The 16,904-nt window shown below is 67.1% G+C and carries 13 protein-coding genes; 8 read left to right on the top strand and 5 right to left on the bottom strand.

What is annotated here, in order from left to right:
• Positions 1 to 38: 38 nt before the first annotated feature.
• From FRZ44_RS21670 to FRZ44_RS21700, 7 genes are all read left to right on the top strand, one after another.
• Positions 39 to 1,295, top strand: coding sequence for an ABC transporter substrate-binding protein (locus FRZ44_RS21670; RefSeq protein ID WP_225308387.1), 1,257 nt, complete (start codon positions 39 to 41; stop codon positions 1,293 to 1,295).
• A 39-nt stretch (positions 1,296 to 1,334) separates the two neighbouring features.
• A complete protein-coding gene (locus FRZ44_RS21675; protein WP_151179136.1) occupies positions 1,335 to 2,117 on the top strand; it encodes an ABC transporter ATP-binding protein in 783 nt (260 codons plus the stop codon).
• A complete protein-coding gene (locus tag FRZ44_RS21680) occupies positions 2,110 to 4,410 on the top strand; it encodes an ABC transporter permease (protein ID WP_225308388.1) in 2,301 nt (766 codons plus the stop codon). Before FRZ44_RS21675 ends, FRZ44_RS21680 begins: the two co-directional genes overlap by 8 nt.
• 20 nt (positions 4,411 to 4,430) lie before the next feature.
• The gene (locus tag FRZ44_RS21685; RefSeq protein ID WP_151179137.1) at positions 4,431 to 5,300 is read left to right on the top strand and encodes a phosphoenolpyruvate hydrolase family protein; all 870 of its coding nucleotides are present in this window, start codon (positions 4,431 to 4,433) and stop codon (positions 5,298 to 5,300) included.
• A gap of 38 nt (positions 5,301 to 5,338) precedes the next feature.
• Entirely contained in the window at positions 5,339 to 7,018 is a 1,680-nt protein-coding gene (locus tag FRZ44_RS21690) for a flotillin family protein (protein WP_151179138.1), read from the top strand.
• A gap of 22 nt (positions 7,019 to 7,040) precedes the next feature.
• Entirely contained in the window at positions 7,041 to 7,484 is a 444-nt protein-coding gene (locus FRZ44_RS21695; protein ID WP_151179139.1) for an SRPBCC family protein, read from the top strand.
• Between the two features lie 205 nt (positions 7,485 to 7,689).
• Positions 7,690 to 9,192, top strand: a complete 1,503-nt coding sequence (locus FRZ44_RS21700; protein ID WP_151179140.1) for an SRPBCC family protein — start codon at positions 7,690 to 7,692, stop codon at positions 9,190 to 9,192.
• Positions 9,193 to 9,354: 162 nt separating this feature from the next.
• Here FRZ44_RS21700 and FRZ44_RS21705 read toward each other — a convergent pair whose 3' ends face one another.
• The 5 genes from FRZ44_RS21705 to FRZ44_RS21725 form a co-directional block, all read right to left on the bottom strand.
• Positions 9,355 to 10,125, bottom strand: coding sequence for an SDR family NAD(P)-dependent oxidoreductase (locus FRZ44_RS21705; protein ID WP_151179141.1), 771 nt, complete (start codon positions 10,123 to 10,125; stop codon positions 9,355 to 9,357).
• Between the two features lie 227 nt (positions 10,126 to 10,352).
• Complete coding sequence (locus FRZ44_RS21710) at positions 10,353 to 11,126, bottom strand: class II aldolase and adducin N-terminal domain-containing protein (protein ID WP_151179142.1); 774 nt, start codon at positions 11,124 to 11,126, stop codon at positions 10,353 to 10,355.
• A gap of 50 nt (positions 11,127 to 11,176) precedes the next feature.
• Positions 11,177 to 12,853: a choline dehydrogenase gene (locus FRZ44_RS21715; RefSeq protein ID WP_151179143.1), complete on the bottom strand. Its 1,677-nt coding sequence runs from the start codon at positions 12,851 to 12,853 to the stop codon at positions 11,177 to 11,179.
• Positions 12,854 to 13,149: 296 nt separating this feature from the next.
• Positions 13,150 to 14,487: an IS4 family transposase gene (locus FRZ44_RS21720; RefSeq protein ID WP_151179144.1), complete on the bottom strand. Its 1,338-nt coding sequence runs from the start codon at positions 14,485 to 14,487 to the stop codon at positions 13,150 to 13,152.
• 136 nt (positions 14,488 to 14,623) lie between these two features.
• A complete protein-coding gene (locus FRZ44_RS21725) occupies positions 14,624 to 15,766 on the bottom strand; it encodes an aromatic ring-hydroxylating oxygenase subunit alpha (RefSeq protein WP_151179145.1) in 1,143 nt (380 codons plus the stop codon).
• Between the two features lie 130 nt (positions 15,767 to 15,896).
• On the opposite strand from FRZ44_RS21725, the gene FRZ44_RS21730 reads away from it, so the two are divergent.
• Complete coding sequence (locus FRZ44_RS21730; protein ID WP_151179146.1) at positions 15,897 to 16,904, top strand: GlxA family transcriptional regulator; 1,008 nt, start codon at positions 15,897 to 15,899, stop codon at positions 16,902 to 16,904.

A 16,904-nucleotide genomic window follows, 5' to 3' on the forward strand; every position in this document is an offset into this window, starting at 1 on the left:
GAGCGGTGGGTAAGAAACGAAATGGGAGGAGTCGAAAAATGTTCTCACTAACACGACGCATTCTGCTGCAGAGCGCGGCAGCGGCCATGGTGCTCGGCCTCGCGGCCGGGTCGGCCAAGGCCGAAGACACCATCAAGATCGGCGTGCTGGCCACCCTGGAAGGCGCCTTCACGGTGCTGGGCGAAGACAGCATGCGCGGCTTCGAGCTGGCGCTCCAGCAGCATGACGGCATGGCCGGTGGCAAGAAGATCGTGGTGGTCACCGGCTCGTCGGACGCCTCGCCCGACAGCGCCATCGCCGCGGCCCGCAAATTGGTCGAGCAGGACAAAGTCGACATCCTGATCGGGCCGCTCTCGGGCGCTGAAGGCCTCGCAGTCAAGGATTATGCCAAGACCCAGCCGCAGGTCACCTTCGTCAATGGCACCTCGGCCGCCCAGGACACCACGCTGCGCAATCCAGCGCCGAATTTCTTCCGCTTCACCACCGACGGCGTGCAGTGGCAGGCGGGCCTCGGCGACTACGCCTATACCAACAAGGGCTACAAGAAGGTCGTCACGATCGCCGAGGACTATGATTTTCCCTACTCGCAGGTCGAGGGCTTCATGCTCGACTTCTGCAAGGCGGGCGGCCATGTCGTGAACAAGTTCTGGGTTCCGATCGGCACCAAGGACTATTCCTCGATCGTGTCCTCGATCCCAGACGATATCGACGCGGTCTATGTCGCGCTCGGCGGCGCCGATGCCGTCAACTTCCTCTCGCAATATCAGCAGGCCGGCGGCGGCAAGCCGATGATCGGCGGCTCGATCACTGTCGATCAGACCATTCTCGGCTCGGAAGGCAAGCGGAAGGACTACCTGATCGGCACGCCCTCGGCCGGTCCGCTCGCCGACAATTGGGACGATCCGCGCTGGCACAAGTTCGTTGCGGACTACCAGAAGGCCTTCCCGAAGGGCTTTCCGTCGCCCTCCTTGTTCGCCCATGGCTACTATGTGGAGACCCTGGCCGTGCTGACGGCGCTCGACAAGGTCAAAGGCGATCTCTCCGACAACCAGAAGGCGCTGCGCGAAGAGCTCTCGACCATGACGCTCGACACGCCCACCGGCATGGTTCATCTCGACAAGAACCGCAACGGCGTGGCTGACATCTTCCTGACCGAAGTGTCGCAGGGCGCCGACGGCAAGCTCTACAACAAGGTGGTTCGCGTCATCCCGCAGGTGCCGCAGACCATGGGCATGGACGAGGCCGCCTTCCTGGCCATCGGTCCGGCCACCCGTGACAACCCGTCCTGCCCGTAACGGCAGGCGGTTCCTGGAACGGGACGAGAAGACAGAACGATGAGCGAGACCGCGCTCCGGATCTCACGGGCGGGCTCCGCGAATGCCTTGGAGCTTCGCGGCGTCTCCCGTCATTTCGGGGCGCTGGTCGCGCTCAGCGACGTCAGCATCACGGTGCGTGCCGGCGAGCGGCGGGCCGTGCTGGGGGCGAACGGCGCGGGAAAGACCACGCTGTTCAACGCCATCACGGGCGATTTCCCGCCCACCGCCGGCCGCATCCGCTTCTTCGGCGAGGATGTGACGCAGCTCCCCGTCCATGACCGCATCCGGCGGGGCCTGCGTCGCACTTATCAGATCTCGATGGTGTTCAAGGGCCTCTCGGTCCTCGACAGCCTCTATCTCGCGGCGCGCGGCGTCTCGCGCGGCCGCTTCTCCTTCATCCGCCAGCATGAGGGCGATCCCTCGCTCCAGGCTGCGCGCGAGATGCTCCATGCGGTCCATCTCGATCACATCGCCAACACGCTCGTCGCCGATCTGGCCCACGGGCAGCAGCGCCAGTTGGAGATCGGCATGGCGCTGGCGGGCGCCCCGCGCTTCATCCTGTTCGACGAGCCGGCCGCGGGCCTCTCGCCGGTCGAGCGGCGCGAGCTGATCCAGATCCTGGGCGCGCTGCCGGCCCATATCGGCTACATCATCATCGAGCATGACCTCGACGTCGCGCTGCGCGTGGTCGAATCCGTAACGGTCATGCATAACGGCGCGCTCTTCAAGGAGGGCACGCCGGACGAGATCCAGGGCGATGCCGACGTGCAGCGCATCTATCTCGGAGGCGCCCATGGCTGACCGCTGGGGCAGACCCGACATGGACGCCCCGAAGAGCGACCCCGCGAAACCGGCCAAGAGCGACGCGCCGGCGCTGGTCGTGCGCGACCTCCATGTCTATTACGGTCCCTCCCATGCGCTGCAGGGCGTCGAGCTGACGCTCCAGACCGGCGTCTTCGCCATCGTCGGGCGCAACGGCATGGGCAAATCGACCCTCTGCCGCACCATCATGGGCCTGACGCCGGCCGCGCGCGGCAGCGTCATGGTCACGGGCCAGGAACTGCTGGGCCGCGCCTCGAACGACATCGTCGCGGCCGGCGTCGGCTATGTGCCGCAAGGGCGCCGGGTCTGGCCCTCGCTCACGGTCGACGAGCATCTGCGCCTCGCCGCGCGCTCGGGCCGCAAGGGCAGCTGGAATGTCGAGCGTATCTACGAGGCCTTCCCGCGCCTGGCCGAGCGCAAGCGCAATGGCGGCGGCCAGCTTTCCGGCGGCGAGCAGCAGATGCTGGCGATCGGCCGCGCGCTGCTCGCCAACCCCTCCCTCCTGGTGATGGACGAGCCGACCGAGGGCCTGGCGCCCGTGATCGTGCAGCAGGTCGAGCGCATGCTGCGCCGCCTCGCCGATGAGGGCGAGATCTCGGTGCTGCTGATCGAGCAGAATATCGGCGTCGCGACCCAGGTCGCGAGCCGCGTCGGCATCATGGTCAACGGACGGATTCCGCGCGAGATGGCGGCTTCCGAGCTCGCCGCCGACCGCGAGCTGCAGCATCGCCTGCTCGGCATGGCGACCCATGCCGAGGAGCCGGAGCCCGAGGCGCCGCCGCCCGACGCCGAGACGGTGGCCGAGCCGGCGACGACCATGTTCCGCGTGCGCCGGCAGGAGACGTCCGACGAGCTCGAGCCGAGCCCGCTGGCGGAGGTCGTCTTCTCGGTCGACCGCGCGCCCACGCGCTGGTCGGCGGGCAATCCGCTGATGGAGGCGCCGGCCCCGGCCCCGGCCGAGCCGGAAGCGCCGGTGACGATGGCGGAGCCGGAGCCTTCGGCCGCACTCAGCCAGGTGCCGGTGGCACGGCTCACCGGCCGCTCGGCCTATGTCGCCGGCACCTTCGACACCAAGGGCCGCGAGCTCGGGTTCATCGCCAACAGCCTTAGGCGGCTGGGTCTGCGCGTCGTCACGGTCGATCTCTCGACCACGCAGCGCCCTTCGGCCGCCGATGTCGGCCCGGCCGAGGTCGCGCGCTTCCACCCCAAGGGCGCCAATGCCGTGTTCACCGGCGATCGCGGCAGCGCCGTCGGCTCGATGGCCGAGGCCTTCGCGAAATTCATCCTCTCGCGCCGCGATCTGGGCGGCCTGATCTCGGCCGGCGGCTCCGGCGGCACGGCGCTCGCCACCCCGGCGATGCAGGCGCTGCCCATCGGCGTGCCGAAGGTAATGGTCTCGACGGTCGCGTCCGGCGACGTGAAGCGCTATGTCGGCCCCTCCGACATCTGCATGATGTATTCGGTCACCGACGTGCAGGGCATCAACCGTATCTCGGAGCAGGTGCTCTCGAACGCGGCCCATGCGCTGGCCGGCATGATCGCGCATCGCAGCGACGGACGCGAGATCACGGCGACCAAGCCCGCCATCGGCCTCACCATGTTCGGCCTGACCACGCCTTGCGTGCAGTTGGTGACCAAGGCGCTCGAGCATCGCTTCGACTGCCTGGTGTTCCATGCGACCGGCACCGGCGGCCAGTCGATGGAGAAGCTCGCGGATTCAGGCCTGCTCGCGGGCCTCATCGACGTCACCACCACCGAGATCGCCGATTGCTTCATGGGCGGCGTGTTCTCGGCCGGCGAAGACCGGCTGGGCGCGCCGATCCGCACGCGCCTGCCCTATGTCGGCTCGGTCGGCGCGCTCGACATGGTCAATTTCGGCCCGATGGACACGGTCCCGGAAAAGTACAAGGGCCGGAAGTTCCACATCCACAATCCCAACGTGACCCTGATGCGCACCACGCCCGACGAGAACGCGCAGATGGGCCGCTGGATCGCCGAGAAGCTCAATCGCTGCGACGGGCCGGTACGGTTCCTGCTGCCCGAGGGCGGCGTCTCGGGCCTCGATGCGCCGGGCCAGTCCTTCTGGGATCCGGCCGCCGACAAGGCGCTCTATGACGCGATCGAGAAGCATCTGGTGAAATCCGACCGGCGGCGCCTGATCCGCCTGCCCTTCCACATCAACGAGCCCGGCTTCGCCTCGGCGCTGGTCGCCAATTTCCTGGAAATCGCCGGGCCCATGACCGCTCAAAGCCACTGGGCCGCCTCGGCCTGACGAAAGAGACGACAAGAACGATGCCCAAACTCGACCGGAAGACATTGCTGCAACGCTTTCAAGGCATGGCCAGGCGCGGCGAGCCCATCGTCGGCGGCGGCGCCGGCACGGGGCTGTCGGCCAAATGCGAGGAGGCCGGCGGCATCGATTTGATCGTGATCTACAATTCCGGGCGCTATCGCATGGCGGGCCGCGGCTCGCTCGCGGGGCTCCTCGCCTATGGCAACGCCAACGAGATCGTGGTCGAGATGGCGCGCGAGGTGCTGCCCGTCGTGAAGAAGACGCCAGTCTTGGCAGGCGTCAACGGCACCGATCCCTTCTGCCTGTTCGATCCCTTCCTCGACCAGTTGAAGCAGCTGGGCTTCGCCGGGGTGCAGAATTTCCCGACCGTGGGCCTGATCGACGGCACCTTCCGCGCCAATCTCGAAGAGACCGGCATGGGCTATGGGCTCGAGGTCGACATGATCCGCCTCGCCCATGAGAAGGACATGCTGACGACGCCCTATGTCTTCAGCGCCGAGGAAGCCCGCGCCATGACCAAGGCGGGCGCCGACATCATCGTCTGCCATATGGGCCTGACCACCGGCGGCGCCATCGGCGCCGAGACGGCGCTGACGCTCAAGGACTGCGTGCCCAAGATCAATCTATGGGCCGAGGCGGCGCGGAAGATTCGCAAGGATGTGCTGGTGCTCTGCCATGGCGGCCCGATCGCCATGCCGGCGGATGCCGAATACATCCTGAAGAACTGCCCCGGCTGCAACGGCTTCTACGGCGCCTCCTCGATGGAGCGGCTGCCGACCGAGATCGCACTGACCGAACAGACCCGTCAATTCAAGGCCATCGCCGGCCCCGTCGGCGGCAAGGCCAAGCGAACGTCGAAGCGGCGCTGATGGCTTCCGCGTCGTCGTAGCCAAATAGGGAGAAAGCCATGTCTGGAGAAACGCTGGGTTGGATCGTCTTCTGGGTCATCGTGATCGCCATCGCGATCGCGATCGGCATCTGGGCCATGAACCGCCTCTATCGGCGCTCCTCGAAAGAGACCTCGTTCGTGCGCACCGGGCTGGGGGGCCAGAAGGTCGTGGTGAATGGCGGCGCCTTCGTGCTGCCGATCGTCCATGAGGTGACCCCGGTCAACATGAACACGCTGCGCCTCGAGGTGCGGCGCGGCCGCGACAGCGCGCTCATCACCAAGGACCGCATGCGCGTCGATGTGGTGGCCGAGTTCTATGTCCGGGCCCAGGCGACGCCGGCGGCGATCGCGGCGGCAGCCCAGACGCTGGGCCGGCGGACCATGCAGCCCGACTCGCTCAAGGAGCTGGTCGAAGGCAAGTTCATCGACGCGCTGCGCTCGGTTGCGGCCGAGATGACGATGGAACACCTTCACGAGAAGCGCACAGAATATGTGAAGCGCGTCCGCCAGGCGGTGGCCGAGGATCTGCTCCAGAACGGCCTCGAGCTGGAAAGCGTGTCGCTGACCGGCCTCGACCAGACCAACATGGAGTTCTTCAATCCCTCGAACGCCTTCGACGCCGAAGGCCTGACGCGACTCACCGAGGAGATCGAGCGGCGCAAGAAGATCCGCAACGACATCGAGCAGGACACGCTGATCCAGATCCGCAACAAGAACCTGGAGGCCGAACGGGTCCAGCTCGATATCGACCGCGAGAGCGAATATGCCCGGCTGGAGCAGCACCGCGAGGTCGAGACCAGGCGCGCCTCGCAGCAATCCAACCTCGCCCGCGAGCGGGCCGTGAGCGAGCGCGAGTCCGAAGAGGCCCGGATCGAATCGCGCCTGCAGATCGAGCGCGCCAAGATCGCCCAGGAGCGCGCCCTCGACGAGGACCGCATCGCCCGCGAGCGCGACACGCAGCGCCTAGAGATCGACCGGCGCAAGGCGCTCGAGCTGGCCGAGCAGGATCGCGCCATCGCCATCGCCGCCAAATCCAAGGCGCAGTCCGAGGCCCAGGCCGAGGCCGAGCTCGCCCGCGCCAAGGCGGTGGCGGCCGAGGAAAAGGTCTTCTCCGCGCGCGAGACCGAGATCGCGGAACGGCGCAAGCAGATCGAACTGATCGCTGCGTCGCAGGACGCCGAGCGCGACGGCATCCGGGTCCGGCTGCAGGCCGAGGCCCAGCGCGCTGCGGCGGCCGATCACGCGGCCGCGGCCCGGCTCACCGCCGAAGGCGAAGCCGAGGCCGACAAGATCCGCTCGCTCGCGGCCAAGCTGCGTTACGAGATCGAGGCCGAAGGCAAGCGCATGATGAACGAATCGCTGAACGTGCTGTCGCCGGAAGCGCGCGGGTCCGAGGCGCGGCTGCGCGTCATCGACCGCATCGAGGGCATCATCCGCGAAAGCGTCAAGCCGATGGAGAATATCGAGAGCATCAAGATCCTCCATGTGGACGGGCTGGGCGGCGGCAACGGCAACGGCCCTGTCGGGCCGGCGGGCGAGCCGCCCGCCAACTTCTCGGATTCGGTGGTGAACTCCGCGCTCCGCTATCGCGCCCAGGCGCCGCTGGTCGATTCCCTGCTGAAGGAGATCGGCCTCCAGGGCGGCGACCTCGGGCAGATCTCGAAGATGCTGGAGAAGACCGGCCCGAAGGAAAAATGAGCATCAACGGCGAGGCTGACGCATGGTGAAGGTCTATACCTCGAGCGTGATCGATGCGCCGGCTGACCGGGTCTGGGCGGTGATCCGCGATTTCAACGCGCTACCGGCCTGGCATCCCGCCATCGCCGACAGCCGGATCGAGGGCAACCAGCCGAGCGACAAGGTCGGCTGCATCCGCAATTTCAACCTCAAGGCCGGCGGCAATATCCGCGAGCAGCTGCTGGCGCTGTCGGACTACGACTATGTCTGCACCTACGCGATCCTGGTCTCGCCCATGGGCGTCGAGAACTATGTCGCGACCCTGAAGCTCTCGCCCATCACCGACGGCAACCGCAGCTATGCGGAATGGACCGCCGAGTTCGACTGCGCGCCCGAGCGCGAGAAGAAGCTCGCGGAGGATATCGGCCAGGGCGTGTTCCAGGGCGGCTTCGACGCGCTGAAGCGCCGCTTCCCGGCGGGACGCTAGGGCCCGCGGACGACATGAACCCGTTCTTCTCCTTGCTTTCTTCTCCTCCCCCCTTGGGGGGGAGGCTGGGGTGGGGGGTGGCCACAAGCTCGATGCAGGTCATGTTCATGTGCCCCAAAGCTCTTTCATCATCCCGCCCTTCGATCACCCCCCACCCTAACCTCCCCCTCAAGGGGGGAGGGGATGCGAGCGGCGGTCGCACCCCATGACCAAGGTCCGCCGCTCCACCATCATCGATGCGCCGGTCGACCAGGTCTGGCAGTTCATGCGCGACTTCAACGGGCATGAACGCTGGCATCCGGCGGTGACCGAGAGTGCCATCGAGGAGGGCCGCGCCGCCGACCGGATCGGGGCGGTGCGCCGCTTCAAGCTCAAGGATGGCGGCCAGCTGCGCGAGCAGCTGCTGACCCTCTCCGACCGCGACCGGCGCTACACCTACTGCATCCTCGAGGCGCCGATTCCGCTGATCGGCTATGTCTCGACCGTCGAGCTCAGGCCCGTGACCGACGGCGAGCGCACCTATTGGGACTGGCGCTGCGAGTTCCGCAGCCCGCCCGGCGAGGAAGCCGAGCTCACGGCGCTGGTGGGCGAGCAGATCTACGAGGCGGGCTTCGACGCGGTGAAGCGCGCCTTCAACCAGCCCGTGATGCCCCGCCCAAGGCTGGCGCCAGACGCCGCCGCGACCGGCGGTCCCATGATGCGCATGGCCTCAGCCGGCACCGGTGGCGTCATGACGGGTCATGCCGTGATCCTGGAGCGCCATGGCGGCCCGGAAAATCTCGCCTGGCAGGAGATCTCGGTGCCGCCGCCGGGACCCGGCGAGATCCGCCTGCGCCAAACGGCAGTCGGCGTGAACTTCATCGATATCTATTGCCGCACCGGCTATTTCCCGATGGTGACGCCGCCGGCCGCGCTGGGCATGGAGGGCGCCGGCATCGTGCTCGATGTCGGCGAGGGCGTGACCGGCTTCGCGCCCGGCGACCGCGTCGCCTATGCGGGGCCGCCGGTCGGCGCCTATGCCGAGATCCGCAATATCCCGACCGATCTCGTCGTGCCGTTGCCGCCCTCGATCGACGAGGAGACGGGCGCCGCCGCACTCCTCAAGGGCATGACCGCCGAGTTCCTGCTGCATCGCTGCCACAAGGTGAAGGAAGGCGACATCGTGCTGGTTCATGCCGCCTCGGGCGGCGTCGGCAATTTCCTCTGCCAATGGGCGAGCCATATCGGCGCCACCGTGATCGGCACGGTCGGTAGCCGCGACAAGGCGCGGCTGGCGCTGGCGCGCGGCTGTGCCCATCCGATCGTCTATTCGGAGGAGGATTTCGTCGCGCGCGTGATGGAGATCACGAACGGCCGCGGCGCCGACGTGATCTATGACGCGATCGGCCGCGACAACATCAACCGCTCCTTCGAGGCCCTGGCGGTGCGCGGCCATATCGTCTCCTTCGGCCAGGCCTCGGGGCCGCTCGAGCCGCTCGACATCGCCGGCTTCGCCACGAAGTCCGCCAAGATCTCGCGGCCGAATTACGGCCACTATGCCGGCGCACCGGAGCAGGTGCGGGCCTCGAGCGCGCGGCTCTTCTCCGCGATCGAACGCGGAATTCTCAAAGTCGATGTCGGCCAGCGCTTCGCGCTCCGCGATGCCGCCGAGGCCCATCGCCGGCTGGAAGCGCGGGAGACGACGGGCTCGACAATCCTGGTGCCGTAGCAGGCACCCCTCCCCTCCCCCTACCCCCTCCCGCAAGGGGAGGGGGCGTGGTGAATGTAGATCTCGCTCGAAGCTTGAAAGTAGAGCGAAGCGATCGTATCGACTTAGGGGGTAGGGGGAGGGGTGTGCCGTAGTCTCGACATCTGCAGTAGACGAACGGCGCTAAATCGCCGTCCAGCCGCCATCCACCGGCAGCACCACGCCGGTGATGAAGGACGCGGCGTCCGATGCTAGGAAAATCGCCGGCCCGACGATCTCCTCGACGCGGCCGCGACGCTGCATAGGCGTCATGCGCCGCACGGCGTCCATCACCTCGGGGTCCGAGTCATAGCCCTCGGTCCCGGTCATGGCATGTTCCATATAGCCGGGATTGAAGGCGTTGACGCGGATGCCGCGCGGGGCCCATTCGGCGGCGAGCGTGCGCACCAGCTGGTCGACGGCGCCCTTCGACGCGCAATAGGCGGCGATGCCGGGAAAGGCGACCAGGCTGCCGTTGGACGAGGTCATGACGATCGAGCCGCCGCCCTGCTTCGCCATCGGCTCGAAGGCTGCCTGCGCGCAATAGAGATAGCCGCCGACATTGACGCCGAGGATCCTGTCGAGCGTGCCCTCGTCGATCTGCTCGGCCGGCATGGGCGCGTCGATGCTGGCATTGCAGACCATGATGTCGAGCCGCCCGAAGGCGGCGAGCGTGTCCGCCACCAGCCGGAAGCAGTCGGCGCGGTCGGCCGTGTCGACACGCAATCCCTTCGCCTTGCCGCCGGCAGCCCTGATCTCGGCCGCCGCCGATTCCGCTTCCGAGGCCGTGCGCGAGCAGGTCACGACCGCGGCCCCCGCCTCCGCCATGCCCTTGGCGATGGCGCGACCGAGGCCGCGTCCCGATCCGGTGACGATGGCGGTCTTGCCGGCGAGGCTGAAGCGGGAGAGGGACATGGGGTGCCGAAGGGGAAGATGGAGAAGCCAGAGGCTCCCTTGTTGCTCCACTTCTCTTTCCTCGCCCTCACGAGAGTGAGGGAGAGGGTTGCGAAGAGTTAGTCGGAGCGAAGCGGAGACTTACTCGGAGCTGGGTGAGGGTGCTTCTTCGACCCCCCTCACCCTCCCCTCTCCCCCCGCTTGCGCGGGTGGAGAGGAAGGTTTTCATGTGAGCCAGGGGAGAAGCCTTAACTTCTATATTCCGGCTCTTCCTTGTCGAGGATCGCCTTGATCTGGTTGAGATGATCGTCGGCGAAGGAGGGATAGTCGACCCACTGCGAGGCCGTCAGCTTGGCGATGTTGTCGGAGACGACGCGGAGCTTCTTGCCCGTGGCGTAGGCGGTCATCAGCGTCTCGGCGGCGCGTTCGAAATAATACATCTCGTCGAAGGCGAGCCCGATCGAGGAGCTGGCGATCAGCACGCCATGGTTCGCCATCATCAGCACCGACTTGTCGCCGATGGCGCGGGACAGCCGATCGCCCTCGTCCTCCGACAGCGCCATGCCGGCATAGTCGTTGTCGAACGCCATGCGGCCATAGAAGCGCATGGTGTTCTGGTCGATCGGATACATGTTGTTGTCCTCGAGGGCGGCCAGCGCCGTCGAGTATTTCGGATGGAGATGGAGGATGCAGCGCGCCTGAGGCAAGTTCGCGTGGATCCGGCCATGGATGCACCAGGCGGTCGGATCGGGCGCGTCGGGGCGCTCCATCGTCTTGCTATCGTTGGTGTCGAGCAGCAGCAGCTCGGAAGCGCGGATCTGCGAGAAATGCCGCCCGCGCGGATTCATCAGGAACTTGGTGCCGTCGGCCGAGACCGCCGCGCTGAAATGATTGGCGATGCCCTCATGCATGTTGAGGCGCGCGATCCAGCGGAACACGGCCGCGAGATCGACCCGCGCCTGGCGCACTTCCTGATCGTCCAGCCCGTAATCCCGGGACCGCAGTGACGTCACGACAGCCATAGTTCGTCCTCCTGATGCGGAAGCGGAACCCTGCCCGCTTCGTCTGCTCGTTAACGCTGGGCCCGTTCCCAGGCCGGGTGCAACCAGACCGGCGCCTGGGAACGCGCCAGGGCCGGCCGGCCTCGAATCATATCACTCGCCTTCTCGGCGATCATGATCGTCGGCGCATTGGTATTGCCGCTCACGATGGCTGGCATCACCGAGGCGTCCACGACCCGCAATCCCTCCAGCCCCTGCAGCCTCAGGGTCTCGTCCACGACCGCCATGCGGTCGCTGGCGGACCCCATCTTGCAGGTGCCGACCGGATGGTAGCAGGTTTCCACCCCCTGGCGCACCCAGGCGTCGATGGCCTCGTCCGACCGGGCGTTTGGCCCTGGCGAAAGTTCCTCGCCGCGATAGGGGTCCATGGCTTTCTGCGCCAGCACCTCGCGGACCAGCCGCACGCCCTGGCGCATATCCTCGCGGTCGCGGGGGTCCTGCATATAGTTGAACCGGATCGCGGGCGGGGCCTTGGGGTCGGCCGAGCGGGCCTTGACCCAGCCCCGGCTGTGGGCCCGCATCAAATCGAGATGGACCTGGAAGGCATGGCCCGGAACCGGCTCGACCGTGCCCGGCTTGACCGCCAGGGGCATGAAGGTGAGCTGCAGGTCGGGATGCTCGACGCCGGGCCGGCTGCGGATGAAGGCGCCGGCCTCGAAATGGTTCGTGGCGGCGGGGCCGCTGTTGAACATCAGCCATTCGAGCCCGGCCATGATCTTGCGCGGGCCCTGCGCCGCGCGATAGAGCGTCACCGGCTGCTTGCAGAGATGCTGGATCACCACGTCGGGATGGTCGTTGAGATTGGCGCCCACCCCCGGCCGCTCGTGGCGTACGACGACACCGATCGACTGCAGGTGATCGGGCGCGCCGATGCCGGAGAGCTGCAGGAACTGGGGCGAGTTGATGGCGCCACCGCAGAGGATGACCTCGCGTTCGGCCCGCGCCGTCTCGACCTTGCTGCCTTGGGCGTATTCGACACCGACCGCGCGGCGGCCCTCGAGAACGACCTTCAGCGCAAGCGCGCCCGAGACCACCGTCAGATTGGGCCGCGTCTCGGCCTGGGAGAGATAGCCCCGGGCCGTGCTCCAGCGCCGCCCCCGATGGGTGGTGCGGTCCATCGGGCCGAAGCCTTCCTGCTGATGGCCGTTGGCGTCGGGCGTGTAGGGATAGCCCGCCTCGATGCCGGCCTCGATGAAGGCCTTCTGCAAAGGCGGCAGCTCGCCGCCCGGCGTCGAGACGCGCAACGGGCCCTCGCCGCCATGATAATCGTCGCCGCCCCGCTCGTGACGCTCGGCGCGCTTGAAATAGGGCAGCAGTTCCGCATAGGACCAGCCACGGCATCCGGCTTGGGCCCACTGATCATAGTCGCGCGCATGACCGCGCACATACATCATGCCGTTGATCGAGGAGGAGCCGCCGAGCACGCGCCCGCGCGGATGGGCGAGCACGCGATTGTCGAGATAGGGCTCGGGCTCCGAGACATAGGCCCAGTTGAACTTGTCGTTCGAGAGCAGGCGCCCCATGCCGGACGGCATATGGATCGGCCAGCCACGATCACGCGGGCCCGCCTCCAGCAGCAGCACGCGGACCTCGGGATCCTCCGTCAGCCGCGCCGCCAGCACGCAGCCCGCGGAGCCCGCGCCGACGATGACATAGTCATGGCCGCGAGCGGCGCCGTTGGTGGGCATCAAAGACTCCAAGTCATCCCAGGCACCGACCTGTCATCGCCGGACTTGATCCGGCGATCCAGGGCCGACAAAGACTGGATTGCCGGGTCAAGCCCGGCAATGACAGGAAAGGAGCGAGCGGCGCTGTTGGTGGGCATTAGAAACTCCACGCTCCCTCCCCTTGCGGGAGGGGGCAGGGGGAGGGGGTCTTCGCGCGAAACTTATCGTCGATCACCTTCATCATTCCAACCACCACGCCCGCTGCAGGCATCCCCCTCCCCGCTCGCTACGCTCGCCGCCCCTCCCGCCTACGGGATTCACGGATTTTCGCCTTCGGTAGCGAGGGCGTAACCCTCGAGACGCGCGGCGAGTTGGTTCCAGCCATAGCGCATGGTCTTTGGTCCCGGGGGCTTGTAGTAGCAATTCCAACCGCCGAGACGAGTGGCGATCCAGGCGACGAAGGCGAGAGATCCGGGTGGGTGTGGGTTTTTCTGCCGCTGGGTCTTGCCCTCCAATTTTTTGGAGAGGCGCTCGAGCGGGATGGCGAAGGCCTCGTCGATCACATCGGTGGCGGGGCGCGGACCGCCGTCGCGGGCATCGACCAGCTGGATGGTGCGCACCGCACCCGCCAATCCGATGGCGGCCAGATTGAACAGGCGCTCGGCGTCGACCAGTTGACTGTCTTCGAGGGCGAGGCCGTCGCTCTTCAAGGCGCGGAAGGTCTGCTCGATGCGCCAGCGCAACCGATAGAGCTGGACGACATCCTCGGCTTGCGCGCCATCGGCGACGGCATGGGTGGTGAGCAGGCGCCACAGCAGCGGGGTCTTACCGGCCGGCGCCTCGACCTCGCGGGCCTCGACCAGGTTGAGCTCGATCTCCCGAGGCAGCTTCTCCACCAGGCCGTTGACCGGCCGGGCGATCCGCACCTTCCCGGCACGCAGCTCCACGGTGGCGATGCGGCCCTTGTCGCCCGGCCCGCGCGGCGCCACCCGGACCTTGCAAACCCGGAGGCACGCTGCATCCCCGAGCGCCTCGAACAGAGGACTGCCCTCGGCCAAGTTGCGGTTCTGGGCCGCCCGCACGATCAAATCGAGACCCTCGGGCTTGCTGGCAAAGAGCGGGTAAAGATCGCTTTCCCGGTCGGCCACCATGGTCACGCGCGCCGCCCCGCTCAAGCTCGCGACCGCGCTCGCGCAGCCCGCCAGCCAGCGCGCCGATTCCTTGTCCCCCGAGGCCCGGCTGCGCCGGCGCGCCGCCGCCTCGTCAGCCCGCGTCCAGATCGCCGCATCGACCAGCCCGACCACTGCCTCGCTCTCCACATCCACCGCAATCACCGGATGGATGAAAAAGCCCGGCGTCGTTCCATTCCCCGCCGGCCCGAACCCACGGCGCTTCTTATCCCGGCCGGCGAAGTTGATCTCGGTCGTGTCCTGGACCGCCAGCACATGACGCCCCACGCATCGTTCCCCCGTTCGGCCCGCCAGCGTCTCGACAATCCGCTCCACCGAAACATAGGGCGAGGACAGAAACCGATGCACCGCCATCTCGCCCGCCCGGTTCTCTCCCAGCTGGCGCAGCACCAGCGACCCCGTCGCCGCAACCCGCTCGATCAGCCAATCCCCTCGCTTCTCAACACGAATATCGCCAAACGACATCGCCAGATCCTCGCAAAATCACCCCGAAGATCTTGAATCATATTTACTTCCAACACGGAATCACTTCCGTGAATGCCGTAGCCCCCTCCCGCAAGGGGAGGGGCCGTGGTTTTCTTCCATGCCACGCACCCTTGCCTCACGCCGCGCGGAGCGCGTCGTAGCAGAGCTTGTGGAAGTGGTGGACCAGATGCTCGCTCTCGTTGCCGCGTTCGGCATCGATCAGATAGCGGCCCTGGTCGAAGCCGAAGGAGCGCAGGCCCTTCTGCTGGGTGACGTTGAGCTGGATGTCTTCCGGCCCCAGCTCCTCGTTCATCCAGCGGATGCAGGCCTTGGTGACCTGCGCCAGCGGCCGGTGGCTCGGCGCGTAGTAACCGAAGCGCAGCAGCGACTTCTCGGGCTCGAGCGGGATCATGATGAAGGTGCCGAGGATGTCCGAGAAGGGGAAGCAATAGAAGGTCGTGTTCGGCCAGACGCCGATATTGAAGAACCATTCGGTCTGCCAGGTGGCGCCGGCGAGCGATTCGCCATAGGCGGAATTGGCGCCCGGCATCGGCGGGCCGATATAGGTCCACCATTTGTCATGCGGGGTGAGCCGGTAGCCCTTGAAGTCGATCAGGCTCGCCAGATGTTTATGGACCGGGCCCGAGAGGCCGAAATGATAGCCCTCGATGGAATTGTCCATGATGACCTTCCAGTTCGCCGGCACGATCACGTCGACCTCGTTCACCAGCTTCATCCGGTCGAGATCGGGCAGATAGCGGCGCATCTCGTCCTCCGCCCCGCCGGTGATCGAGGCGAGCGGCGCGGCATCGGGATCGAGATTGATGAAGACGAAGCGGCCCATGGTCTCGAGCCGCACCGGCTTCAGGCCGAACTGGCTCTTGTCGAAAGCCTGGAGCCGCTCGGTGCGCGGCGCCGTGCGCAGCGTGCCGTCCTGGTTGTAGCACCAGGAGTGATAGCCGCAGCGGATCACGGCATGGGTCTTGCCGCGCCGGTCATGCAGCAGGCGATTGCCGCGATGCTGGCAGGCATTGTGAAAGGCGCGCAGCTGGCCGTCGGCCCCGCGCATCACAATCACGCTCTGGTCGAAGATGTCGGTCACGACATAGGAACCGACCTCCTCGAACTCGCTCTCATGCGCGACCGAGTGCCAGGCCGGATAGAAGATCTTCTCGCGCTCCTCGCGGAAGACGCCCTCGTCGTAGAAATAGCGCGCGGGCAGGCTCATGGCCCGTTCGGGATTGCCCGGGTTCCAGTCGAGGGTCTTCTGCGGAATCATGGGGTCGTCCTCTCTCGGGATATCGCGGAGGCAGGTCCCGGACCGGTGGGACCGCTTGGCTTCACCCTATGGGCCCCCGGCCATCCGACTTGATGGATTACGCCCGATTTCTGTCGTAATTTGTCAGGACATGAAACGCTCCGACAGCCCCGCCCCGATCCCGCAGACCCAGCGCATCGGCTTCCTGCTGCTGCCGGACTTCCCGCAGATCTGCCTGGCGGCGGCGATCGAGCCGCTCTTCATCGCCAACTGGCTGAGCGGCGGTCCGCTCTATCGCTGGGAGACGCTGTCGCTCGACGGGACCCCGGTGCGCGCCAGCAACGGCACGGCGGTCGCGGTCGACAGCGCCGTCTCGGAGGATGTCCGGTTCGATGCGCTCTTCCTGCTGGCGAGCTTCGACGTGAAGCGCCAGACCGCCGACCGCAAATTGCGCGCCTGGCTGCGTCGCGTGGCCCGCCATGGCGCGACCCTGGGTGCCATCGAGACCGCGGCCGAGCTGCTCGCGGCCGCAGGGCTCCTCGAGGATCAACCGGCCGCGATTCATTGGGATAATCTGCAGGGCTTCCAGGAGAGCCATGGCCGCGCCCGCGCTGTGCAGCAGCTCTACACCATGGCGCCAGGCCGGCTCACCTGCGCCGGCGGCAGCGCCGTCTTCGACATGATGCTGGCCTGGATCGCGACGCAACATGGCGAGGCGCTGGCCGCGGAGATCGCCGGCCATCTGCTGCTCGACCGCATCCGGCCGCCGGAGGAAGCGCAGCCGGTGCCGGGCGTCGAGCGACGGCCCGTGGCCGATCCGATCCTGCGCCGGGCGATCGCGCTGATGGAGCAGACGGTCGAGGAGCCGCTCTCCTGTCCCGCCATCGCCGATCAGGTCGGGCTCTCGATGCGCCAGCTGCAGCGGCTCTTCGAGCGCGAGCTCGGCAGCAGCCCGGCGCGCCACTACATGCAGATCCGCCTCGCCAAGGCCCACGCGCTGCTGCAACAGACGGCGCTGGGGGTCACCGAGATCGCGATGAGCGCCGGCTTCGGCTCATTGGAGCATTTCAGCCGCGCCTACCGCGCGAGATTCGGCCTGGCGCCGAGCCGCGACCGAAGGCAGACCGTGTCGGCGCCGACGATGCGGCGGAGCGGATGA

The organism is Hypericibacter terrae (genome assembly GCF_008728855.1).
GTDB lineage: Bacteria > Pseudomonadota > Alphaproteobacteria > Dongiales > Dongiaceae > Hypericibacter > Hypericibacter terrae.